The 21692-nt window shown below is 62.8% G+C and carries 26 protein-coding genes; 13 read left to right on the top strand and 13 right to left on the bottom strand.

The window, feature by feature from the left end; all coding sequences use genetic code 11:
• Nucleotide 1 precedes the first annotated feature (1 nt).
• Nucleotides 2-379, bottom strand: a complete 378-nt coding sequence (locus tag V1279_RS12305) for an ArsR/SmtB family transcription factor (RefSeq protein WP_334435905.1) — start codon at nucleotides 377-379, stop codon at nucleotides 2-4.
• A gap of 71 nt (nucleotides 380-450) precedes the next feature.
• Nucleotides 451-1539: an adenylate/guanylate cyclase domain-containing protein gene (locus tag V1279_RS12300; RefSeq protein WP_334435902.1), complete on the bottom strand. Its 1089-nt coding sequence runs from the start codon at nucleotides 1537-1539 to the stop codon at nucleotides 451-453.
• 105 nt (nucleotides 1540-1644) lie between these two features.
• Between V1279_RS12300 and V1279_RS12295 the strand changes: the two genes are divergently transcribed.
• Nucleotides 1645-2100 carry an SRPBCC family protein gene (locus V1279_RS12295; RefSeq protein WP_334435900.1) on the top strand — a complete coding sequence of 152 codons (456 nt, stop codon included), beginning with the start codon at nucleotides 1645-1647 and terminating at the stop codon, nucleotides 2098-2100.
• A 35-nt stretch (nucleotides 2101-2135) separates the two neighbouring features.
• Here the strand turns inward: V1279_RS12295 and V1279_RS12290 are convergent, their stop codons facing one another.
• The 3 genes from V1279_RS12290 to V1279_RS12280 all read right to left on the bottom strand — a co-directional run bounded on the left by V1279_RS12290 (nucleotide 2136) and on the right by V1279_RS12280 (nucleotide 4452).
• Nucleotides 2136-2834 carry a GNAT family N-acetyltransferase gene (locus V1279_RS12290; protein ID WP_334435898.1) on the bottom strand — a complete coding sequence of 233 codons (699 nt, stop codon included), beginning with the start codon at nucleotides 2832-2834 and terminating at the stop codon, nucleotides 2136-2138.
• A 40-nt stretch (nucleotides 2835-2874) separates the two neighbouring features.
• On the bottom strand, nucleotides 2875-3852 hold the full coding sequence (locus V1279_RS12285; RefSeq protein ID WP_334435895.1) for an SDR family oxidoreductase: 978 nt from the start codon (nucleotides 3850-3852) through the stop codon (nucleotides 2875-2877).
• Between the two features lie 66 nt (nucleotides 3853-3918).
• Nucleotides 3919-4452, bottom strand: coding sequence for a MarR family winged helix-turn-helix transcriptional regulator (locus V1279_RS12280; RefSeq protein ID WP_334435892.1), 534 nt, complete (start codon nucleotides 4450-4452; stop codon nucleotides 3919-3921).
• A 149-nt stretch (nucleotides 4453-4601) separates the two neighbouring features.
• On the opposite strand from V1279_RS12280, the gene V1279_RS12275 reads away from it, so the two are divergent.
• Together V1279_RS12275 and V1279_RS12270 are read left to right on the top strand one after the other, a co-directional pair.
• A complete protein-coding gene (locus V1279_RS12275) occupies nucleotides 4602-5279 on the top strand; it encodes a VOC family protein (RefSeq protein ID WP_334435889.1) in 678 nt (225 codons plus the stop codon).
• Between the two features lie 85 nt (nucleotides 5280-5364).
• A complete protein-coding gene (locus tag V1279_RS12270; protein ID WP_334435887.1) occupies nucleotides 5365-5850 on the top strand; it encodes a cupin domain-containing protein in 486 nt (161 codons plus the stop codon).
• A 55-nt stretch (nucleotides 5851-5905) separates the two neighbouring features.
• Here the strand turns inward: V1279_RS12270 and V1279_RS12265 are convergent, their stop codons facing one another.
• Entirely contained in the window at nucleotides 5906-7117 is a 1212-nt protein-coding gene (locus V1279_RS12265) for an MFS transporter (RefSeq protein ID WP_334435885.1), read from the bottom strand.
• Between the two features lie 366 nt (nucleotides 7118-7483).
• Here V1279_RS12265 and V1279_RS12260 point away from each other — a divergent pair, with 366 nt between their 5' ends.
• Nucleotides 7484-8488 carry a calcium-binding protein gene (locus V1279_RS12260; protein WP_334435883.1) on the top strand — a complete coding sequence of 335 codons (1005 nt, stop codon included), beginning with the start codon at nucleotides 7484-7486 and terminating at the stop codon, nucleotides 8486-8488.
• A 141-nt stretch (nucleotides 8489-8629) separates the two neighbouring features.
• On the opposite strand, the gene V1279_RS12255 is transcribed toward V1279_RS12260, so the two are convergent.
• Nucleotides 8630-9508, bottom strand: coding sequence for an NAD(P)/FAD-dependent oxidoreductase (locus tag V1279_RS12255; RefSeq protein ID WP_334435881.1), 879 nt, complete (start codon nucleotides 9506-9508; stop codon nucleotides 8630-8632).
• A 133-nt stretch (nucleotides 9509-9641) separates the two neighbouring features.
• On the opposite strand from V1279_RS12255, the gene V1279_RS12250 reads away from it, so the two are divergent.
• The 3 genes from V1279_RS12250 (at nucleotide 9642) to V1279_RS12240 (ending at nucleotide 11079) form a co-directional block, all read left to right on the top strand.
• Nucleotides 9642-10052 (top strand): Rrf2 family transcriptional regulator, encoded by a 411-nt coding sequence (locus tag V1279_RS12250; protein ID WP_334435878.1) that lies wholly within the window; start codon nucleotides 9642-9644, stop codon nucleotides 10050-10052.
• Nucleotides 10053-10165: 113 nt separating this feature from the next.
• Entirely contained in the window at nucleotides 10166-10600 is a 435-nt protein-coding gene (locus tag V1279_RS12245; RefSeq protein WP_334435875.1) for an antitoxin Xre-like helix-turn-helix domain-containing protein, read from the top strand.
• Complete coding sequence (locus tag V1279_RS12240) at nucleotides 10597-11079, top strand: RES family NAD+ phosphorylase (RefSeq protein ID WP_334435871.1); 483 nt, start codon at nucleotides 10597-10599, stop codon at nucleotides 11077-11079. Before V1279_RS12245 ends, V1279_RS12240 begins: the two co-directional genes overlap by 4 nt.
• Before the next feature lie 81 nt (nucleotides 11080-11160).
• Here V1279_RS12240 and V1279_RS12235 read toward each other — a convergent pair whose 3' ends face one another.
• Entirely contained in the window at nucleotides 11161-12006 is an 846-nt protein-coding gene (locus tag V1279_RS12235; protein WP_334435868.1) for a helix-turn-helix domain-containing protein, read from the bottom strand.
• A gap of 173 nt (nucleotides 12007-12179) precedes the next feature.
• Here V1279_RS12235 and V1279_RS12230 point away from each other — a divergent pair, with 173 nt between their 5' ends.
• Entirely contained in the window at nucleotides 12180-12647 is a 468-nt protein-coding gene (locus V1279_RS12230; RefSeq protein WP_334435865.1) for a hypothetical protein, read from the top strand.
• A gap of 95 nt (nucleotides 12648-12742) precedes the next feature.
• A complete protein-coding gene (locus V1279_RS12225; RefSeq protein ID WP_334435862.1) occupies nucleotides 12743-13240 on the top strand; it encodes a peptide deformylase in 498 nt (165 codons plus the stop codon).
• A 660-nt stretch (nucleotides 13241-13900) separates the two neighbouring features.
• Here V1279_RS12225 and V1279_RS12220 read toward each other — a convergent pair.
• The 3 genes from V1279_RS12220 to V1279_RS12210 form a co-directional block, all read right to left on the bottom strand.
• Nucleotides 13901-15322, bottom strand: coding sequence for an amidase (locus V1279_RS12220; protein WP_334435859.1), 1422 nt, complete (start codon nucleotides 15320-15322; stop codon nucleotides 13901-13903).
• 325 nt (nucleotides 15323-15647) lie between these two features.
• The gene (locus V1279_RS12215) at nucleotides 15648-16307 is read right to left on the bottom strand and encodes a DNA alkylation repair protein (protein WP_334435856.1); all 660 of its coding nucleotides are present in this window, start codon (nucleotides 16305-16307) and stop codon (nucleotides 15648-15650) included.
• Between the two features lie 236 nt (nucleotides 16308-16543).
• On the bottom strand, nucleotides 16544-17551 hold the full coding sequence (locus tag V1279_RS12210; RefSeq protein ID WP_334435853.1) for an alpha/beta hydrolase family protein: 1008 nt from the start codon (nucleotides 17549-17551) through the stop codon (nucleotides 16544-16546).
• 206 nt (nucleotides 17552-17757) lie between these two features.
• Here V1279_RS12210 and V1279_RS12205 point away from each other — a divergent pair, with 206 nt between their 5' ends.
• Complete coding sequence (locus tag V1279_RS12205) at nucleotides 17758-18360, top strand: TetR/AcrR family transcriptional regulator (RefSeq protein WP_334435850.1); 603 nt, start codon at nucleotides 17758-17760, stop codon at nucleotides 18358-18360.
• A gap of 140 nt (nucleotides 18361-18500) precedes the next feature.
• Here V1279_RS12205 and V1279_RS12200 read toward each other — a convergent pair whose 3' ends face one another.
• Complete coding sequence (locus V1279_RS12200) at nucleotides 18501-19574, bottom strand: alkene reductase (protein WP_334435848.1); 1074 nt, start codon at nucleotides 19572-19574, stop codon at nucleotides 18501-18503.
• A gap of 85 nt (nucleotides 19575-19659) precedes the next feature.
• Here V1279_RS12200 and V1279_RS12195 point away from each other — a divergent pair, with 85 nt between their 5' ends.
• The 3 genes from V1279_RS12195 (at nucleotide 19660) to V1279_RS12185 (ending at nucleotide 21273) form a co-directional block, all read left to right on the top strand.
• Nucleotides 19660-20535, top strand: coding sequence for a LysR family transcriptional regulator (locus V1279_RS12195; RefSeq protein ID WP_334435845.1), 876 nt, complete (start codon nucleotides 19660-19662; stop codon nucleotides 20533-20535).
• A gap of 113 nt (nucleotides 20536-20648) precedes the next feature.
• A complete protein-coding gene (locus tag V1279_RS12190; protein WP_247511663.1) occupies nucleotides 20649-20879 on the top strand; it encodes an AbrB/MazE/SpoVT family DNA-binding domain-containing protein in 231 nt (76 codons plus the stop codon).
• Nucleotides 20869-21273 carry a PIN domain-containing protein gene (locus V1279_RS12185; RefSeq protein ID WP_334435840.1) on the top strand — a complete coding sequence of 135 codons (405 nt, stop codon included), beginning with the start codon at nucleotides 20869-20871 and terminating at the stop codon, nucleotides 21271-21273. The genes V1279_RS12190 and V1279_RS12185 overlap by 11 nt, the downstream gene beginning before the upstream one ends.
• Before the next feature lie 62 nt (nucleotides 21274-21335).
• On the opposite strand, the gene V1279_RS12180 is transcribed toward V1279_RS12185, so the two are convergent.
• On the bottom strand, nucleotides 21336-21671 hold the full coding sequence (locus V1279_RS12180) for a hypothetical protein (protein ID WP_334435837.1): 336 nt from the start codon (nucleotides 21669-21671) through the stop codon (nucleotides 21336-21338).
• Between the last annotated feature and the right edge of the window lie 21 nt (nucleotides 21672-21692).

Below are 21692 nucleotides of genomic sequence, written 5' to 3'. Positions count from 1 at the left end.
TCTACTCCGTCACCGATTTTGATTTGGATTTTGATTTGGATCTTGCTTTCGCCCGGTCCTCTTCGCGCAGCAGAGCTTCCAGCCTGTCGAGCTTTGCGGTCCAGAAACGCTCGTAACGCTTCAGCCATGCATCGGCTTCCGCGAGCCGCGCCGCCTCGAGGCGGCAGAGATGGGAGCGACCGCGGATCGTGCGTTTGACGAGACCAGCGCTCTCCAGCACCCGCACGTGTTTCGAGGCGCCGGCGAAGCTCATGTGAAACGGCGTCGCCAGTTCCCCGATCGTCAGTTCCCGTTCCGCCAGACGACCAAGCATCGCCCGCCGCGTTGGATCCGCGAGGGCGTGAAAAACGGCGTCGAGATGGGCACTACGTTCAACCATGTGGTTTAACATAGTCGCGCGATGCTAATTGTCAACCAATCGGTTTAACGTTTTCGTGATGAGATTTGGGCCTAGCCGTCCGGCACGGTGTACACGGCGCAGGGAGCCGCAATGCCGCGCAGCGCGTGCGTTCCCAGCGGGATCAGTTTTGTGGTGGATTCGGCGGCGAGTGCGCTTGATATTAGCACCGTTCGGCCGAGCGGCCGACAGAGCCCTTCCAGCCGGCTCACCAGATTGACCGCGGGACCTATCGCCGTGAAATCCAGCCGGTCGGCCGCTCCGACGTTGCCCCACAGAACTTCACCGAGATGCAATGCCACGCCGAACGACAGCGGCGGCAGCCCCTGCTCTCTCCGTGCGTCGCCGAGATGCGCCATTCCGGCCTGCGCGGAAGCAACGGCCCGGAGCGCAGCGTCGCAGGCATCGCGGGGAGATGGGCCGGTGACCGGAAAGATCGCCAGCACGCCGTCGCCGATGAATTTCAACACCTCGCCGCCGAAGGCATGAACAGCGCCGGCAATGCAATCGAACCAGGCGCCGAGCGCGGCGATCACCGCCGCGGGAGGCTCGGCCTCGGACAGTGCCGTGAAGCCGCGTAAGTCGGCAAACAGCAGCGCGGCCCGGATCGTCTCACCGACCTCGCGCCGCAGCGGCCCCGTCAGCACGCGCGCCGCGCTCCGCTTGCCGAGATAGGCTTCGAGCGCAGCGGTCACGGTCGCGCGCGCCGAAAGCGCGGCGAGCGGCGCTGCAGCGAAGCGGGCGGCATCGCGCAGGCGATCAGACTCCGGTTGCGTGAACGGCCGCAGTCCGATCCAGCCAAGAATCGGCCCGTCCGATCCCGGGCTCACATTATCTTCATGCACCGCTCCGCCTGCGAGCCCGGCCAACCAGCTCCGGCCGGCGTCGCCGGACAAATTCCCCGCCGCTCCGAATCCCGCCGGAGCGAACCCCACGGCTTCGATCACCGCCCCATTCTCGGCGCGCCATAGCCAGGTCCGGCGGGCGACGATCGGATGCGGCACGGCGAGCGTCAGCGCTCCGCCGGCGAGCGGCACGCCGTCCTCGATCAGGCGGGTGCCGAGTTCGGCGAGGAACCGGTCGGCGCCCGGCGAAGCGCTGGCTGCGTCGACCAACCATGTCAGCGTCGAACTCAGTTGCATGGATCGATCATGCGGCAGCGATGTTGCATTGTCACCCACGGCGCTTAACTTAGGCACTCGCTGGTTGTATCAGCGTGTCCTGCCCAACGACCCACGAGGCTTTCGATGACTGAATCGTTTGTGCTCCAGCGCGAGACCCACATCGCCGCCCCCCGCGCCAGCGTGTTCGCCTTCCTGACGGACCCTGAGAAGATCGTGCAATGGATGGGAAGCGAGGCAGTGACGGAGATGCATCCGGGCGGCATGTACCTCCTGAAAGGCGTCGGCAGCTCCACGGCACGCGGCGCGTTCCGCGAGGTCGTGCCGGTTCACCGTCTCGCCTACAGCTTTGGCTGGGAAGGCAACGAGGAAGTGCCGCCGGGATCGGGCCTGATCGAGATCGATCTGATCGAACGGGACGGCGGCACGCTGTTGCGCATGACCCATAGCGGCCTCCCCACCGAGGCAACCCGCGACGCCCATTCCAAGGGTTGGACGCATTATCTCGACAGGCTGACCAAGGTAGCCGCCGGCCAGGACCCCGGACCGGACCGCGGACCGAGTGGCACACGCAACGCGTAAGAACGGTGTCGGTCAAGGCGTGCATCGCTGGACGATCAGTCCTGTTTCTTCAACACCGTCACATGAAGGCGACGACGGATTTCCATCCCCTGCCGCCGGTAGAGCGCGATGGCCGAGTGATTGCTGGTGAAGACGTGCAGGAAGGGAACTTCCCCGCGCGATACAATCTGGCGGGAGATGGCGGATAGCAGTATCTGCCCGTAGCCGCGGCCGCGATGGGATGGATGCACGCAGACGGCGGTGATCTCGGTGTAGCGAGCGGGCTTCATCCGCTCGCCGATCATCGCGACAAGCTGGCCGTCGACGCGGATGCCGAGAAAGGTGCCGAGTTCATGGGTCCGCGCGCTGAACGGGCCCGGCTTGGTGAGCGCGGTCAATTCCATCATAGCCGGAACGTCATCGGCGCCGAGGGTGACGATATCGACACCGTTCGCCGGCATCTCAACCGGCGTACCGATCATCTGCTCGCCGGTATCCGCCAGCACGATCTTGAATTCCGCGGGCGGACTGACGGCTTCCGGTGTGAACAGCACGGCGATGTCTTGCGGCGACATCAGCGCACCGAGCGCTGCGAAATTTTCCGCAGACATATCCGGCATGGCCGCGAATGGCGTCATCTGCGTCGGATAGCGCCGCGCGCGGGCATCGCCTTCGGCCAACGCCTGCTGCGTGGTCGTCAGCGCGGTCCAGATCGGATAATCGAGGGGATGGCTAGGGCTGTCGTGAACGGACATCATCAGGCTGCTTTCATTCTCACTCGATTGCATGACAACGCTAGCGGTAATCGCCGAGGTCGGCGACTTTGCCGCCCTCCCGAACCTCGGCCGTGTAGCGCCAGATGTCGGGCCGCGAGCCATCAATATCCGTAAAGCCGTAGTGGCGGGCGAGCTCGCCGGAGCTGACCGATTTCTGATTCCACCTCGACCGGTCGGAATCGGCGGCGAGCGCGGCTACGGCGCGACCGACATAGCGCGGCGATTCCGACAGCGCGAAATCCGGCGGCGCCTGAGGCTTGCCGCCTTCCCTCGCCGTCAGCGCCTCGCGCCAGTTGGTTTCGGTGACGCCGAAATTCTCCAGCATCATCTCGGAGCGCAGCCAACCCGGCGTGATCGCAACCGCCGTCGCCCCGTGGGGGCCAAGTTCGTGGCCTTGCGAGAAGGCCAGACGGTTCACGCTCTGCTTGACGAGGTCATAGAACACCGAGATCCGGTAATGCTGCGCGTTGTAGTCGGCGGTGCCGTCGGTGACTTCCACCAGAAGGCCACCGGGCTGCGCGATCAGCAGCGGCAGCAGATAATGCGACGTCACCAGGTGCGTCTCGATGCCGAGCCGCAGAATCCGCAAGCCCTTCTGCAGGTCGAGCTTCCAGATCGGCGTATTCCATTGCGGCGGCCCGCCCTTCAGCACTTCGGCGCCCCAGATGTCGTTGACGAGCACGTCGATGCGGCCGTGCTCGTCACGGATACGTTCAGCCAACGCCGCGACCTGCGCCGGTTCGAGATGGTCGACGGCGATGGCGATGCCCTTGCCGCCTAGCCCGGTCACAAGCTCGGCCGTCTCCTCGATCGTCTCGGGCCGGTCATAGTCGGATCGCGTCGGAGCATCGGCGCGCGTGCTGCTGCGGCCGGTGCAGATCACCGTCGCGCCGGCCTCGCCGAGCGCTGTGGCGATGCCGCGGCCGGCGCCGCGCGTCGCGCCTGCCACGACGGCGATACGTCCGCGAAGCGAGCCCTCGTGTGACGCAACATTCATCGCAACTTCCCCTTCACGCGCCGCCGCCGGACTCCGATCGCATCGAAGCGCCGATGGAGCGCACCGTCACGCCTCCTCGGCCGTCGCCTTGATCAGATTGTCACGCAGCGTGACAACATTTTCCTGCAGCCGCGCGAACTCGTCCGGCTTCAATCCGGTCGAGGCCACGAGGTTCATGTGCATGCCCTTCTCGCGCAGCAGCCGGCCATCGTCGGTGAGGCTGACGCGCACCTGCCGTTCGTCCGCGGGATCGCGCTGGCGGCGCAGATAACCCATGGTCTCGAGCTTTTTCAGGACCGGCGTCAGCGTGTTGGATTCCAGGAACATCTTTTCGCCAAGCTCGCTCACCGTCTGGCCGTCCTGCTCCCACAAGGCCACGATCGCGATCCATTGCGGGTACGTCAGGCCGAGATCCTCAAGGCCCTTCCTGTAGGCCCGGCCGAAGGCGAGGTTGGCCGAGTAGATCGCAAAGCACAGGAAATCGCCAAGCCGCCGGTCGGCCCCCGGCGGCTCCGCATTCTGGCTGGCCTTTGAATTGTCTCTGGAATTGTCCCTGTAACCGGCCGCCTGACCGGATTTGGGACCGTCATTCGGTTTCATGAGGTCGTCCTTTCCGACACGAACATGTGAAGTCTCGTATCCATATATATCGCATACGATTAAATCGGAAGGGTTGACAGTCGAGCTCGGTGGGTATTTATAGGCCGCACGCGAATATATCGCACACGATATAATCAGAGGAGAGAGCCATGACCACCACATCTGCAAACCAGACCTCGAATGCGCCGGCGGTCGACCTGAAGCTTGAAATCGTCGTCATCCCCGTTTCCGACGTCGACCGCGCCAAGCAGTTCTATGCCAAGCTTGGCTGGCGGCTCGACGCCGATTTCGCCGGCCCGGACGACTACCGCGTGATCCAGTTCACCCCGCCCGGCTCCAACGCCTCGGTGATCTTCGGCAAGAACGTCACCTCCGCCGCGCCCGGCTCCGCGCAGGGGCTGTACCTGGTGGTCTCGGACATCGAAGCTGCCCGCAAGGAGCTGCTCGGCCGCGGCGTCGCGATCAGTGAAGCGTTTCACGCCGGCGGCGATGTGCACGTTGGCACAGACGAGCCGTACCTGTTTGGACGGGTACGGCTGAGCGGCCCGGATCCGGCGCGCGGCAGCTATCGCTCCTACGCCTCGTTCAGCGATCCCGACGGCAATGGCTGGCTGCTGCAGGAAGTCACCGCGCGACTGCCCGGTCGCATCGACGGTAACGGCACCTCGTTCACCTCCTCGGCCGATCTCGCCGCCGCGTTCCGCCGGGCGGCCGCCGCCCATGGCGAATACGAAACGCGCAACGGCGGCAAGCACGATGAGAACTGGCCGGACTGGTATGCCGACTACATCGTCAGCGAACAGAGCGGCCAGCAACAGGCCGCATAAGCAGCGCTTGTGACGACAGGCATCGGCGGCAGTTCCTGGTGACTTCGCCGCCGATGCATCAGCCAACCCATCATGGAGATTTGCAATGCGTACGTTATCCAAGGGCTTCTCACTTATTCCGGTGACCGCGCTCGCGCTGGCTCTAATGCTTTCAGCCGCACCGGCTCAGACGACACAGGGCACCGCGGGTGATCGAACCTCAGCGGCATCCGATCGGCCACGCGACGATCTGGCCGGCAAGCTTACCCGGCGCATTATCCAGCGCGCGCCGTCATCGATCCCAGGCCGCGAGATCGTGCAGGTAGAGACGGAGATTCCCGCAGGCGTCGAGTCCGGATGGCACGTTCATCCCGGCGAAGAGGTCGGCTACATCATCGCCGGCGAGGTCGAGATGAAGGTCGAGGGGCGTCCCACCGTCATCCTGCGCGCCGGCGACGGTTTCCTCATCCCGCCGCGGACCCCGCACAATGCGCGCGACCTCGGTCCGGAGACGGGACGGATGCTCTCGACCTACATCGTCGAGCAAGGCCAGCCGCTGGCGACGTTCGTTCATCAGCACGTGGAGAAGTAAGTCCCCACTCGTCATTCTCCGATGTGCAATTGCACACCGGAGAATGATGGAGAGGTTACGCCGGCACCGGCACCGCCCGTGCCACCGGCATCGGCCGGAACGTCAGGATGATCAGGAACGCGCCGAGACCCATGATCCACGAGCCGAGATAGAGCCAGGCGTAGCTGGCAAACGTATCGTAGATCAAACCGCCGGCGAGCGGACCCGTTGCCATGCCGAGGCTGCCGGCCATCGCGGTGCCGCCGATCACGGTGCCCATCATCCGCAGCGGAAAGTTTTCGCGCACCAAAACAGCGTAGAGCGGCATGGTGCCGGCATAGATGAAGCCGAACAGCGCCGCGATTGCATAGAACGCGGCGAGCTCGCGCACGAAGACATAACCGAGCGCACCGAACGCCTGCGCCAGCAGGCCGAACACGAGCACGCGCTTGGCGCCAAAGCGGTCGCCGAGCAGGCCGAAGGCGATACGGCCGCCCATCCCGGCGAGACCCTCGATGCTGTAGATGGTCACGGCCGCGATCATCGGGATGCCGCAACTGATGGCGTAGCTCACGGTGTGGATGATCGGTCCCGAATGCGTGGCGCAGCAGAAGAAGTTCGTCAGCAGCAGGATGATGAATTGCGGTGAGCGCAGCGCCTGCGCCAGCGTCATGTCCGCTTGCGCCGGATCGTCTGATGGCGCCGACGGCCCGGCAGCCAGCGCCGGCGCGCGGCGCACCAGCAATGAGACCGGGATCATGATCGCCGCGACGACGAGGGCCACGATCTGCATCGAGGTCCGCCAGTCATGGTTCGAGACCAGCCAGGCGGCGAGCGGCGACATCGTCATCGGCGCCATTCCCATGCCGGCTGAGACCAGCGACACGGCAAGGCTGCGATGGGTATCGAACCAGCCGGTGACGCAAGCCATCATCGGCGCGAAGATCGCAGCGGTGGCGGCCCCCACCATCAGCCCGAAGACGAATTGAAAGACGACCAGCGAGGTCGCAAGGCTGGCCAGCCCCAGGCTCACCGCCAGCACGACTGAGCCTGTCAGCACCACTGGCAGCGGCCCCAGCCGATCGGACAAAGTGCCCCAGACCATGCTGGTGAAGGCCATGGCGAGAAAGCCGATGGTCATGGCGCTGGATATGCCGGTGACCGACCAGCCGGTGTCCCGCGCGATCGGCTGCAAAAACACCGGCAGCGAAAACATGCCTCCGATCGCGACACAGCCGAGCAGGCCACCGGCCGCGACGATCACCCAGCGATAGTGAGAATTTTCCATTCCTGGTCTCCACTTCAGATCTCTCTGGGTGGAAGACGAGCGGGATGGACCGAAGCCGACATGCCGGCGAGCAGGCCACCTCACTTTTTCGCGAGGGAACGGTGAAGCGGCAATGCGAGGCTCCTCGCAGTTTCCGACCCGACCGAAACGAACTCCTTGCAGGGAGGCATGATCCATCCACCTTCAAAGGTGATGGCATCGGTATCTCAACCTGCAACCTGGGAATGTCACCACTCACACCTCGCCTGCGGCAGATTGACCCCGCGCACAACATGTCAGCTTTGCTTTGACACATCATTAATTCTTCTGGGGCAAAAGAACGAAACAACACCAGAGGTTGTACATCCAGAACGGGAGTAAACAGTCATGCAGATCGGAACCTTGAGCGCTTGGAATGTGACGCTGACGCTACTTCAACCGCCGTCACCGCCTCGATTCTCCTGGCCCAGTCCGACCGCAGAGCAGAATACGGCCGCTACGGGCATGCCTGCAGTTGACCCGGGTGCAGCGGAGAAGGCGACAAGCAGCATTGGTCTTTCCCCGGTTGTTCAGGCGTTCCTGCTCCGTCTTCAGGAGCTCGGAATGACATCCGTCAGCGGAACGGACGGCCACGACAGGCTTGCAGGGTGGAGCAAAAGCCTTGTTGATGGCGGTAACGGCAACGATACGGTCGATGTCTGGTCGGACAGCGTGGTGGACAGTGGCGCCGGCAACGACTCCATCCGGGCCTGGTCTGGATCCGGCGTCCACGGCGGGGCTGGAAACGACCAGATCGATATCTGGTCGGACAGTGCGGCGGACGGCGGGGATGGCGACGACACCATACGAGCCTGGTCCAACACTGTGGTCCTCGGCGGCAACGGCAACGATTCCATCAGTGCGTGGTCCGACAGTCAGGTCGACGGCGGCGCCGGCAACGATGTAATCAGCGCCTGGTCCAATAGCCGCGTGAGCGGTGGCGAGGGCGATGATCGGATCTCCGCATGGAGCAACGGCTTCGTCGACGGTGGTTCCGGCAACGACACACTTACGGTCTTTACCGACTCTCTCGCGTCTGGCGGCACGGGAGATGACACGATCTTCGCCAACCGCGGCTCCACGGTTTTGTTCTCAGCCGGCGACGGCAAGGACACGGTTCATGCCGGTCTCGACACCACCCTCAGACTGGGAGAGGGATTGACGGCCGACAAGATGCAGGTCGCGGTTTCCGGCAACACTGCCACGATTTCCTTCGGCGATGGATCAGATCAGATCACGCTCCATCTTGACCCTCGCTCTCCCGTGACCGTGGCGTTTGCAGACGGAACGACGACCGAGATCAAAGGCAATGGCCCCACGGCGCGAGCTATCGAAGTGCGCCGACTGGCATAGGCTGCGTAGCGCCCTGCTCAATATCGAATTGCAGGTTGAACGCGCCACACAGCTCGACTTGATGAGAGGATGTGGTGGATTACGCCCATCGGGCCGCGCTTCGCGCGGGCCCGTTGAGCTAATCCCCCCTTCGAGCCGAGATCAAAAGATGAGGGATCGATGGGCGGCCACGCCCGCCATGCTTCCGTCTGATACCGCGAGCGCGATCGATCCGGCGGCGCGCGCGACGTCGCCACAGGCAAATACTTTGGGAACTGACGTTTGCTGCTGCTCATCAACCCCGATGAATTTTCCGAGCGGTCCGTCCTTCAAATCGCAGCCAAGCTGTTCGGCAATCGGCCCTCCCATGGTCCGGCCAAGCGTGAAGATGCCGGCGAATTCAATCGTGCGGCCATTTGCGAGTTCAACGGTCGGGCGCTGACCGAATATCTGCCGGACGCGCCCCTCCTCCACCGAGACCCTCCGCATAGCCAGAGCTGACAATTGTGCTTCGTCGGGGATAAAGCTGTCGTTGATCAGAAGCGTGGTTGGACCCCAGTCGGGCAGCATCATGGCATGATGCATGGAGAACGCACTGGTGGCCAAAACGCCGATCGGGCCTCGTTCGAGTTCGTAACCATGACAATAGGGGCAGTGGAAGATCGAGGTGCCCCAGCGATCGGCGAGGCCCGGGATGTCAGGCAGGATATCGGCGACGCCACCGGCAAGGATCAGCCGCTTGCCGCGGAAGATGTCGTTGTGCGTCTCGACGTAAAACCCCTCCTCCGTGCGCCCCGCCTTTGATGCGGATCCCTTCAGGGTTGCGACGGTAACATAGCGCGCCAACTGTCTCGTTGCTTCGGCGATGATCTCGCCCGGCGCAACGCCATCCCGGCCCAGAAAACCATGAGAGGCCGATGCAAAGCGGTTGCGCCGCTGCCCCGCATCGATGACGAGCACGGTCCGACGCGCCCGGCCCAGTTGAAGCGCCGCCGACAGGCCGGCGAAACTGCCGCCAATAATGATGACATCAAAGTGCATGCTGATTTCCTGTCGCTACTCGTAACTGTTACTAGTACGATATTCGGAAAATGCGTCAATAATTTGTCACTGTGTCTGTTGCGATAACGGGGGAAGCGGTCTAGGCTGCGATGACATCAAGCGAGGTACCGCCGTGAGCAAGGACACCCGGCTCGCCCGCGTGGCTCATGTGCTGGTTCACATGAGCTTCAACGAGGGCACAGCAACATCCGAGACGATCGCTGCCATGCTCGACACCAACCCGGTCGTCGTCCGACGAATCATGGGTGCGCTCCGCGAAGGCGGCTATGTATCTTCCGAGCGGGGGCCGAAAGGCGGATGGCAGCTCGAGCGGCCGCTTCACGAGATCACGTTCCTGAATATCTACAAGGCGTTCGAGCCGGGATCGCCGTTTACGATCGCAACCAGCGACGATCATCCCAAATGCGTCGTCGAACGTTCCGCCAACCGCGCTTTGTCGCGCGCATTGTCCGAAGCTGCAGCCCGCTTTGAGCAGGCGCTTTCGAAAATTACGCTCGACCAATTGCTGCCCGGAAAGCGCTAGGCTGCGGCGGCCCTGGCCCGCGACGGGCACGGCAACGGGCCCCTTGACTTTGCCTCATCTGAGGCATATCTTTGCCTCAACTGATGCAAGGGATTTCAGTTTCAGAGGGCTTCATGGGCTACCAGGCTGCGACCGCCGCCGAACTGCTCGGCGTCAAACCAAAGAACACCGAGACGACGCTGACGCTGGCCTACTCCGTCGAGAAGGGCCTGCCGGTCTCGGCGCTGGACAAACTCGCGGGCCGTGTCAGCCCGAACGATGTCCGCCGCTTCACCTATCAGGTCGTGCCAAAGCCGACGCTCGAACGCCGGCGCAAGCACAAGCAGCTTTTGACCATCGATGAAAGCGACCGCCTCGCGCGCGTCGCCAAGGTGTTCGCCTTTGGGATCGATGTCTTCCGTGACGAAACCAAGGTCCGCGCTTTTCTCGAGCGGCCGCACCCGATGCTCGACGACAAGGCCCCGCTCGAAGTGGCGCTGGCGACCGGCCCCGGCGCCGATGCGGTGATCAACCTGATGGGCCGGGCGGCGTATAGCGGCGGCGTATGAGCTTTCAGAAGACCGACCGGGTCCTGAAATGCTATCGCATCGGGGATCCGGACGGCGCGTTCCCGATCTATGATGCCGAAGGCGCCCGCCTGTATCCCGGACGCTGGAACACGCATACGAGCCCGACCATCTACACCTCGGAGCACTATTCCACCGCGCTGCTGGAAAAGCTGGTGCACGCCAATCAGGTGATGCCCGCCAATCAGCACTTTATCGAGATCACGATTCCAAACGGTGTCTCTTACGAAGTCTTTCAGACCGCCGCGCATACGGGCTGGGATTCCCGAAACGAAACCATCTGCAAGACTTTCGGCCAGCAATGGTACGAGGAGAAGCGTTCGGCGCTCCTGATCGTCCCCTCACTGCCGGCGCGGCCGGAGCGCAACTTTCTGATCAACCCGGCTCACTCCGACGCCAACGGCATCACGCACACCCTGCCCGAGCCGGTGTGGTGGGATGAGCGGCTTTACGGGCGGTAACCAGCTCGTACGACGGATAGCGAAGCGCGTCGTGTCGGCGATACCGATTGGTGGAATACGCTGCGCTATTCCACCCTGCAGCTAAGTCGCGAACAACTGAGCGTTGCTGCTGGGCACGTTGTTGAGCTGGACCTCGTGCTCCCGCACCATGCTTCCCGCAATCTCAATTGTCCTGGCATCGGCAGGGAAGAGCATTTCCAACGCGAGCTCGGCCAGCGTCACGTCATTGGGAGTGCCGAAAACAGTCACGGTATTCAGGAACGACACCGTGCCCAGGCGCGTCGCGATACGCAGTGGCGTTGCCAGATGCTGCCTGGCCTCGAAGCCACCGAGCGGTTCGGAATTGGGCGGCACGGGATAGGCCGCTATTTCTGCATGCAACCGCTGAATCGCCGGATCGGCTCCCGTCTCGATCTGCTGGCGAAGGACGCTCAGTGAATGCACCCGCCACTCTTCGAAATTCAAGATGCGCGGCCCCATTCCAGCCGGATGCAGGATGAGACGCATGGCATTGACAGGCTTGCGCAAGAGCTCCGCCGAACAACCTTCGTAAAGTTGCGGAAGCGCCGAATTCGATAGCACCACGTTCCAGTGCCGATCTACCGCGAACGCAGGATACGGCCTGTGAGCGCTCAGCACACTATCAATGGCGCTCTTTGCCGCCTCCAGTTCCTCCAGCGCCCGCTCCTGGAAAGCGGGGGCGAAGCCCGCGGCGAGAAGCAGCTTGTTCTGATCGCGAAGCGGAAGATCCAGGTGCTCGGCAAGTCGCATGATCATTTCACGACTGGGTTGCGACCTGCCGGTCTCAAGACAAGACAGATGCCTGGTCGAGCTCTCCGCTGCGTGTGCGAGGTCGGCCTGCGTCATGCGGCGCCGCTCGCGCCAACGCCGGAGAAGGATGCCGAAAGGAAGCTGATAGGCACTCATCGCGCGAATCTAGCGTCCGACACGGCCGCTCTCAATGACCTCAGAGGTCAAGTTGGCTGCGCGGAACATGCGCTTTTTGACCTGTGGGGTCATCGATTTCGGCTGACGTTCAAGCGAATGCTGACGCGGGGCTTTGGTTCGAACTTGAGACCAGCGAAACTTCGAGGTGGAACATGCCCAGGCTTGATCACTACCTGCTCGCACTTTTGATGAGCGCAGTGCTTGCGATCCCTGCTCTCGCCCAGAACACCAGATCGCCAATTGGAGAAAAAGCGATGCTCGACCCACAGACGCTAGCCGATCGATACGTTGCCGTATGGAATGAAGCCGACGAGAAGCGCAGGCGGGACGCCACATCAGCGCTTTGGGTGCCAAACGGCCAGCACTTCGTCGAAGGCCGGCAGGCCCGCGGCTATGAGGAGTTGGAGAAGCGGATCCAAGGATCACACGAAAAGAATGTCAGGGATAACGGCAACAGATTTCGCGCAGCGCCCGGCGCCCGCCGTCTGCACGACGTCGTTACGTTCCATTGGGAGATGCTGCCCGCCAATGGTGACACCGTCCTGGCCAGAGGATTGGAGTTTCTGATCATCGACGACGACGGCCGGATCCTGATCGATTATCAGTTCTTCCCGGCTTAGGGCATGATCCGGAAAAGACAGAGCGGGATGACGATTCGAAGAAAAATCATCCCGCTCTGGTCAGACACATCCCGCTTCCCTGTGCCAACCGGATCATGACCATCCGCCCCATCGTCCGTTATCCCGACCCGCGGCTTGCGCTCCCGGCGCAACCCGTGACTGTGTTTGACGACGCGCTGGGCGACCTTGCCAGCGACCTGCTCGAGACCATGCACGCCGCGCCGGGAATCGGGATTACCGCCCCGCACATCGGCATCCCGCTGCGGGTCGTGGTGCTCGACCTCGACCCCGTCGATGGTGCGCGGACCTACGTCAATCCGGAGATCATCTGGGCGTCGCCCGAGATGATCCTGCATCGGGAAGGCAGCGTCTCGATGCCCGGTGTCAACGACGAGGTAAGTCGTCATGCGCGGGTCCGGATCAGCTATCAGGACGTCCATGGCAACCTGCAGACCGAGGAATCGGAGGGTCTGCGCGCGGTCTGCCACCAGCATGAGATCGATCAGCTCAACGGCCTGTTCTGGATCCAGCGGCTGTCCCGCCTCAAGCGCGAGCGGCTGATCAGGCGCTTTGAGAAGATGTCGCGCAGTTGAGATGAATGCGGCCCTCCGTTAAGATTACGCCTTAACTAATAATTAATTATGCCTTTGCGGGCACAAAAGGCACGGCTTAGCGTCTTAGGAATGCTGCTCGGTAACCTACGAATGGGTGAGTGCCATGACCTATAGAACGACGTTTATCGCGTCCCTCGGTGCAGTCGCGCTTGTCCTTGCCGCGAGCGAGGCAATTGCCGATCCGGGAGCACGCGGTGCGGGGGTTGCTCCGGCGCGCCCGGCTTTCCCGTCTTTCCCCCGATCGACGCATCATCACCATCACCGGCCAACAGGCGGCTTCTTCCCTGCGACCGGAGGCGTCTTCTATGGTCTACCGAATGAGGTTCGGGAGCCGGTGGTAGAGGCTCCGCCACCAAAGATGTCAGACGATCTCCGCTTCACGTGCGTATATGATATTCCCTGGGATTACGTGCATCGTTGTCCGCAGTTTCGGTAGTCGTTTTCGGAGCATGGTGTGCCGGGCGCAAATATCGTTCGTGCATGGCAATGAGATCGGCTCGAACGGCGAGTTAGCGAAAGCGTAGTCCGCCATTACGGGCATGCGGTGGATTACGCCGGAGCCTGTCATCGGGCCACGCTTCGCGCGGACCCGTTGGACTTATGCCCCTCCTCCCACTCGATTATCCAGACGCATCATAGCTATTGTTTTTCCTCTTGAGGAGGGCCGCCTGCTCCAAGGCTCGGCCGCGCACCGGTGGCGCAGGCCTGCTCGACGCAGCGGCTCGCCCGGAGGATGTTCTGCTCGCCGAACATCGGTCCCACGATTTGCAAGCCGATCGGCAGACCCTCGACAAATCCGCAGGGCACCGAGGCCGCAGGCTGGCGGGTGAGGTTGAACGGCCATGTCAGCGGCGTCCAATCGAACCATTGGGGGAAGCGCGTGATGTCGGGCGTGTCGACGCCGGCCGCGAACGCGGTGATGGGAACGGTCGGCGTCAGCAGCAGATCATAGTCCTGATGAAACAACTGCATCTTCTGGCTCAGCGCGCGCATCTCGGCATAGGCCGCCTGCAATTGGATCGCGGAAATATTTTGGGCTGATATGACTAGCCGCCGCAGGCCCGGATCGAGCGCCGCCAATTGCGCGCCATCGAAATCGCGCACCAATGCGGCATGCGATGCGCCCCAGATCACTTCCAGCGTATGCTGCGCACCGGAAAGATCGAGAGAAACATTCTGCACGTCAGCACCGGCCTTCACCAGCGCGTTGATGGCCGGCTGCATGCCGGCCACGACGGCAGGATCGGCGACCGGAAAGCCGAGATCGGGCGACCACGCGGCCCGCATGCCCGCCACCCCGCCGTCGAGGCCATCGAGATAATCGACGCCACGATAGGGAATGGCGAAGGAATCACGCGCGTCCGGCCGCGTGAGCACGTTCAACATCAAGGCGCTGTCAGCGACATCGCGCGACAGGCCGCCATAGACCGCGAGCGTGCCCATTGGGCCCAGAAAATTCGGCACCACGCCGTAGCTCGGCTTCAATCCGAACACACCGCTGAACGCCGCCGGGATGCGGATGGAGCCGCCGCCGTCGCCGCCGGTGGCCAGGGGTACGACGCCTGCCGCCACCAATGCGGCCGAGCCGCCGCTGGAGCCGCCGGGCGTGCGGGATATATCCCAGGGATTACGCGTGATGCCGGTCAGCGGGCCGTGCGTGATGCCCTTCCAGCCGAATTCGGGAGTAGTCGTCTTGCAGAAGAACACCGCGCCGGCCTCACGCAGGCGGGCGACACCGGGCGTATCCTCCGTGCTCGGCGCCGCTGCCGTCGCGTGCGAGCCGATGCGCGTCGGCCAGCCGGCGACATGCGCCGTGTCCTTGATGGCGACAGGCAAGCCGTCGAACGGTCCGAGCGGCGCGCCGCTGTGCCAACGTTCCGCCGACTCGGCGGCCAGACGCCGCCCCTGCGCTTCATCCAGCAAGCAGATGGCATTGAGAACCGGATTGACCGTGTGCAGCTGCGCCAGGGTGGCTTCCAGCACATCGACCGGCGACAACTCGCCTTTGGCGAAGCGCCGCGTCATCTCGCGGGCGGAAAGCCAGTTCAAGTCGTCAGACATGCCGCCCGACCCGAAAATGTGGTGAAGCCTTCGAACATTCCGTCGAACATGCCACGACGAGCAGTGGGCCGCAGCCCCTCGACCAGAATGGCAGATCTGCTTGATGCTTCAGGTCGAACACTGCGCAGTTGCGTGCAAATGGTTCATGCAAGATACAACCTTCTGATTCGAGACCGGGGTTTTCGGAGGCCGACATCGTCCTGCAAACTTTTTCCACGTTGAGGCGCAGAGCCGCGAATAGCCGCTTCCAGGTCAGGTATCGCGATAGCGCGATGAGTTGACCGGCCTTAGACCTAGGCGCAGCTCCCTCAGACATCAATCAGTATCAGCGACGTCGCAGGCGCTGCGTGTCCTCGCTGCGGCGAACCATCTCAGCGATCCAGACCGGCGCATAAGGCGGCGTGCAGCCGGGCGATGCAGGATAGTCGATCAGGACCGCGAGTTGCTCGCCGATCCTGATGGCGCGCGCGCGATGTTCGGCGTGACGAATGCCGATCTCGGCGAGGCAATGATTCATGGCCCACTGTTTTTGAGCTGGTGCCTGCTTCATCTCTTTCTCGATCTGGTCGAGCAGCGCGTCGAGGTCGAGGCCTGCAGCCTTCTTGACGACCCTTTCGGTTGTCAGACTCCAGCCCGCCCGACCGACGAGGTCGTCGCCGGCCTTCCAGCGCTGACGAAGCTCCTCGGCATGGGGAGAAGGCTTCACCACGTTCACGATGAACCAATCGAGGAGCTTGGGCGAGCGAATGTCGCGGATCATCGCATCGAGCTCGGCCGCCGAGAAGGCCTTTGGTCTGCACACCAACGTTGCAAGAAGGCGGCCGGCCGTGTCGCCTGTGGCCCACAGCTCTAGCGCGAGATCGTGCTGCGTCTTGAGACGCTTGGCTAAAGCGCGCAGATGCGTGAGGTTCACGCCATGGTCGTCGCCGCGGCGCCTGTTGGCTTCCCGCATCGTCGGATCTTCGAGCGCGGCAAGCTCGCGCATGACGTCCTTGATCGTCTTTCCTGATGACATGATGCCTCCTTCGCCGTTCTTCCTTCGCGGTTGGCTCGATCCGCGCGGTCTTCGCGGCGAGAACATCAGCCTTGCTGACGCGAACCTGCGACTTCGTCAGAAGCCCGTCGGACGGCGTCAGATTGTCGTAGGAGGCTAACGACCCGGAGCGTTCCAACGGTGCGGTCGCGCAACCAGCAGCCATCAGGCTTATACCAGGACCCATCTCATGGCGAGGCAACCGGGCCAACCGCCGATCCGTGCACAATGCGCCGGGAACGCGCGACCGGAACAGGAGAAAGCGCGGTGCCGGGCGACGATGCCAGGATTGGCTGCCAAGTCGCATTCCAGCGCGTCAGCATCGTCCCGTTGCCGTCGAAGGCCAGGTCGAGGAAAGCCAGAGTGAGTTCCGCCGTGGCAGCCTTCACTTTCGGGTTTAGAGCCGGACCGCCTGTGAACGAGCGATCGGTAAAGATGCTGTGCGAGCCGCCTTCAAACACGGCGAGCAGCTTGCGCGGAGTGGCAATGGCGTCGAAGACGGCTAGCCGGTCGGCGGCGGGCGAGTGGTATCCGGGAATTTCGATGACGTCGTTGGTCGCAGTCACGTGCAGGCTCGGAACGGTGATTTTGCTCAGCACCGAAGCAAGATCGGACTCGCCGTAGAACGGCGGCGCAGAGATCACGATCGCCGCCGCAAAGCGCGGGTCACGGGCCTCGACCCACTGCCCTTCGCGCATCACGCGCGCGCCGACCGCAAGAAGAGCCGTGTTTGCGCCATACGAATGGCCGGCCACGACGATACGCCGACGGTCGATCTGGGCGCCGGCGCCGCTCGACAGCAGGCGATCCAGGGCGAAGCGCAGATCCCAGGCCCGCGCAAGCGCTTCGCTCTCGTGAGCCGCTCGCTGCAAACGGTCTACGACGGTAAGAGGATTGCCTACCCAGAGCGACGAGTCGCTGCCGGCATGCTGAACATGCAGACTGGCAATGCCGCGCGCAGCCCAATAGCGGCCCAGATAACTGTATCCCCGGCGGGAGCCGCCCATGCCATGGGAGAACACGATGAGCGGCACACGCGCCCCCGGCGCAATGCTCGTGGGCCAATGCAGGCGCGCCGGAACGGCCCGCGAACGCGCGGAGTCGATCCAGTTGAAATCAATGAAAGAGGGCGCGGCGGACTGCGCTCGCGCTGGATCTATAGGAACCGCGGACGTGACTGCAACGGCGAGCAGCATGGCACCGAGGCACCGCCGCGTCATGTTGACCGATACGATTGCGTCGCCCCGGCTGCCCGCGAGAGTGGATTGAACACGCCGCGAGGGAGTATCGCCGCCCACCCTGCCCTTCATAAACACACCTTGAACACAATTCGCACTGGGTGTAATATTATATTACACTGAGTGTAATTTTGCAAGATCACAAATTCGTGTCAGAATTGGTCATGGAAAGTTCGGCCCCCAACGAGGAACGTCCACGCGAGCGGAAGCGGCGCGAGACGCTGCATCGTATCGCCGAGCAAGGCCTGAAACTGTTTTTGACCCGCGGCTACGAGGCCACCACGCTCGACGCGATCGCGGAGGCCGCGGGGATCTCGCGGCGGACGTTCTTCTACTATTTCAAATCCAAGGAAGAGATTCTGCTGGCGTGGCAGGACGGCGGTTTCACCGAGACCCTGCGAGCCGCCGTGCTGGAGCAATCGACCAAACAGTCGCCACTCAACGCCGCGAAGAACGCCTTATTGGAGCTGATGAGCCGCTTTCAGGCCGATTACAAGCAAACCCGGGTGATCGAACGCCTGATGTGTGCGAACGAGTCGCTTCGCATACGACACCAGGCAAAATATGTAGAGAAGGAACAAGCGGTGTTCGACGCGCTCTGCCAGATGTGGCCGCAGCCCAAGCGGCAGCCTGCACTGCGCATTGTCGCGATGATGTCGATCGGAGCACTTCGTCTTGCGATCGACAACTGGAACCGCGACCAGGGGAAGAGACCTATCGCCATTTATCTAAAAGAGGCGTTCGCCGACCTGAAGTCGGAGATTTGAATTGGGCCGGCAGCGGACTGACCGCTTTCGAGAACTGAGACCATGAAAGCTGCCGATCCGCGGCAACCTTATGAGAACGGCGGCCATTCAAGGCGGGCCCGCCCGCTGGAGCGGAACGACGACTGGAATGGCCGCGAACCCTAGGCGCTCAGGGCGGGGTAATCGATGTAGCCTCGCGCGGTGCCACCGAAGAAGGTGTTGTGGTCTGCCTCGTTCATCGCTGCATTGGCCTTCAACCGCACGACGAAGTCCGGATTGGCCAGGACCATCTGGCCATAGGCTTCCAGATCGGCCAGCCCCGAAGCCACGTCGGCGCCGATCTGGTCGCGCGGATGACCCGGCCGGTTCAGGATCAGCGATTGGTGCCAAAGCTTGCGAATATCGGCCAGCAACGGCTCGTTGCCCTGGTGCATGACGTGCACATACGCGAGCCCGAGCTTGTCGAGTTCGGCGACGAGATAGCGGTAGAGGTCCGGCCCTTCGGCGCCTTCGTCGATCCCCCATATCGTCGTGCCGGGGGACAGGCGGATCGCGGTGCGGTCCGCGCCGATCTCCTCGGCGATCGCCGTGGCGACCTCGATGGCGAAGCGGGCGCGGTTCTCGATGGAGCCGCCATATTCGTCGGTGCGCGTATTGGCGCTCGGCGCGAAGAACTGCTGGACGAGGTAGGCGTTCGCGCCGTGAATCTCGACGCCGTCGGCGCCGGCCTCGATCGCTGAGCGGGCCGCGTGGCGGAAACCGGCGACGGTCTGACGCACCTCTTCGGTCGTCAGCGCGCGCGGCGTGGGAATGTCCTGCATCCCGGTCGCCGTGAACATGCCCGTCCCCGGCGCGATCGCGGACGGCGCGACGCCCTGGCGGTGATGCGGCGTGTTGTCGGGATGCGACATGCGTCCGGCATGCATGAGCTGGATGAAAATGTGACCGCCCCCGTCGTGCACGGCGAAGGTGATCTTCCGCCAGCCGGTGACATGTGCGGGAGTGTAGATACCCGGGGTGGTGAGATAGCCCTGCCCGTCATCCGAGGGCTGGGTACCTTCGGTGACGATCAGGCCGACGTCGGCGCGCTGGGCATAATATTCGGCAGCCAGCTCTCCCGGCGTACCGTCGAAGGCGGCGCGGCTGCGGGTCATGGGCGCCATGACCAGCCGGTTGGGAAGCATGTAGCGGCCAATGCGGACCGGGGTGAACAGTGGATTCATCGGGTTCTCCATTCGTTGGAGAGTCCTTGTCCACCATTCCGATTTCGGGATAAATCCGGCAGAATTGAAATCACCTTTCCATCTATGGAGCAATCAGTTGAGCCATTTGAACGACATGGCGCTGTTCGTGGAGGTGGCCAGAGCCAGGAGCTTTCGGAAGGCCGCGGAGGCTCTCGGCATGCCAAACTCCACTCTGTCGCGACGTATCAGCGAGCTGGAGAAGGCGATCGGCCTGAGACTGCTGCATCGCACGACGCGCAAGATCGAGCTCACCGCGGCCGGTCAGCTCTATTATGAGCGAAGCAAGCGAATCGTCGACGAGGCACGGCTCGCGCACGAGCAGCTCGGCGCGATGCTTGAGCAGCCGAGCGGTGTCCTGCGGGTTTCGCTCCCTGTCGACTTCGCTACGCTTTACCTCACGCCGATCATCGGCGATTTCGCGCGGCACTATCCCGGCATCACGTTCGAATTCGACCTGACCCCACGCCGTATCGATTTGGTGGCCGAGCCGTTCGATGTGGCGATCCGCATCGGCAAACTGGAAGATTCCAGTCTGATCGCGCGCCTGATCGGGCGGCATTCGCGCCACCTCTATGCGTCTCCTGGCTATATCAAAGCGTCAGGCGAGCCCGCGACACCGGCGGACCTGGCGGAGCATGAATGCATCTGCATGCCGCGGATCCCGACCTGGACTTTGCACCAGGGGATGAACAAGGTCGATGTCGGCGTTCGCGGCCGCTTCACGCTCAACAGCGTCGGGATGATCCGCGCCCTGGCGGTCAACGACCAGGGCATCGCCTTGCTTGCCGAGAAGATCGTCGCCGACGATCTCGCCTCTGGCCAGCTCCGACGCATCCTGCCCGAATGGCAGGGGTCGTCGGTCAGCATTTACGCCGTCACCGAAACTCGCCTTATTCCAGCCAAGACCCAGCGCTTCATCGAATTCCTGTCCTCCAGGCTGATGGAAGCTTGAACATGCTGGCGGTTCTCATGGAAGCTCGCGGGCCTACTCTGCTTCCTTGACCTTCAGCATCATGAGATATACATTCAAAAATATGTATATCCTGATGAACGGAGGAGCTGACAATGCAGGTCGCAAAATGGGGGAACAGCCTTGCGGTTCGGCTTCCCGCCATCGTGGTCGAGGCGCTCGGCCTCAAGGAGGGCGACGAGATCGAAATCCACGTCGCTGACGGGCGACAGTTTGGCGTCGCGCGCAAGCCCGGGCGCGACGAGCTATTGAAACGCCTTCGCGCGTTCCGCGGCCGTCTCCCTGCCGATTTCAGGTTCGACAGGGACGAGGCCAATGCCCGTTAGTTTTTTCGATACCAACATCCTCGTCTACCTCGCATCCGGCGATGCCGCGAAGGCCGATCGGGCGGAGGCGGCCATCGCCGGCGGCGGTTCAATCAGCGTGCAAGTTCTGAACGAACTTGCCAACGTCGCGCGCCGAAAAATGCAGATGTCCTGGGACGAGACGCATGCATTCCTCAACACGTTGCGCGGCCTGCTGACGGTTCATCCCCTCACCGTCGAGACCCACGAAACGGGACTTCGACTGGCGGAGCGATACGGCCTTTCAATCTATGACTCGATGATTGCAGCCTCGGCACTTGACGCCGGTTGCGACACGCTCTGGTCGGAGGATATGCAGCACGGCATGAAGCTCGACGAGGGTTTACGCATCGCCAATCCGTTTCGCGGTGGATAGCGCTTCGCGGTCGCGCCGCTGTGCTCATGGCCCGAGCCAGACGTGGAGCACGGCTGCCGCCGCTACCCCTTCGCAGCGAAAGTAAGGAACGAGCGAATGATCTCGCGCTTCTCTTCCGACAGATCGGAAAGGAGGCTTTCATCCAGATGCCCCTCTCGAATGAGACGGGCAAAGACAAGAGGAAGTTGCGAGTACCGATAATCGAATGTTTCATCGATCTCCCGCCGTTGCTGACGCAGATAGTCTTCGATCTCCCACATCTCGGACGGCGTCGACGCGGCGTTAGCCTTTCGCTTGAATTCGGCCATTACCTTGGCGAGTGCCGATTCCAGCGCGATGTCGAAGGCCCTGCGTGTGATCTTCTTTTCGGATGGAGACCATTTAAGATCATGGAACACTGCGGACCTCCATCCAGGATG

Source organism: Bradyrhizobium sp. AZCC 1610 (assembly GCF_036924515.1).
GTDB lineage: Bacteria > Pseudomonadota > Alphaproteobacteria > Rhizobiales > Xanthobacteraceae > Bradyrhizobium.
The sequence above is the reverse complement of the archived record's forward strand: the minus strand, read 5'-3'. Positions and strand labels throughout refer to the sequence as shown.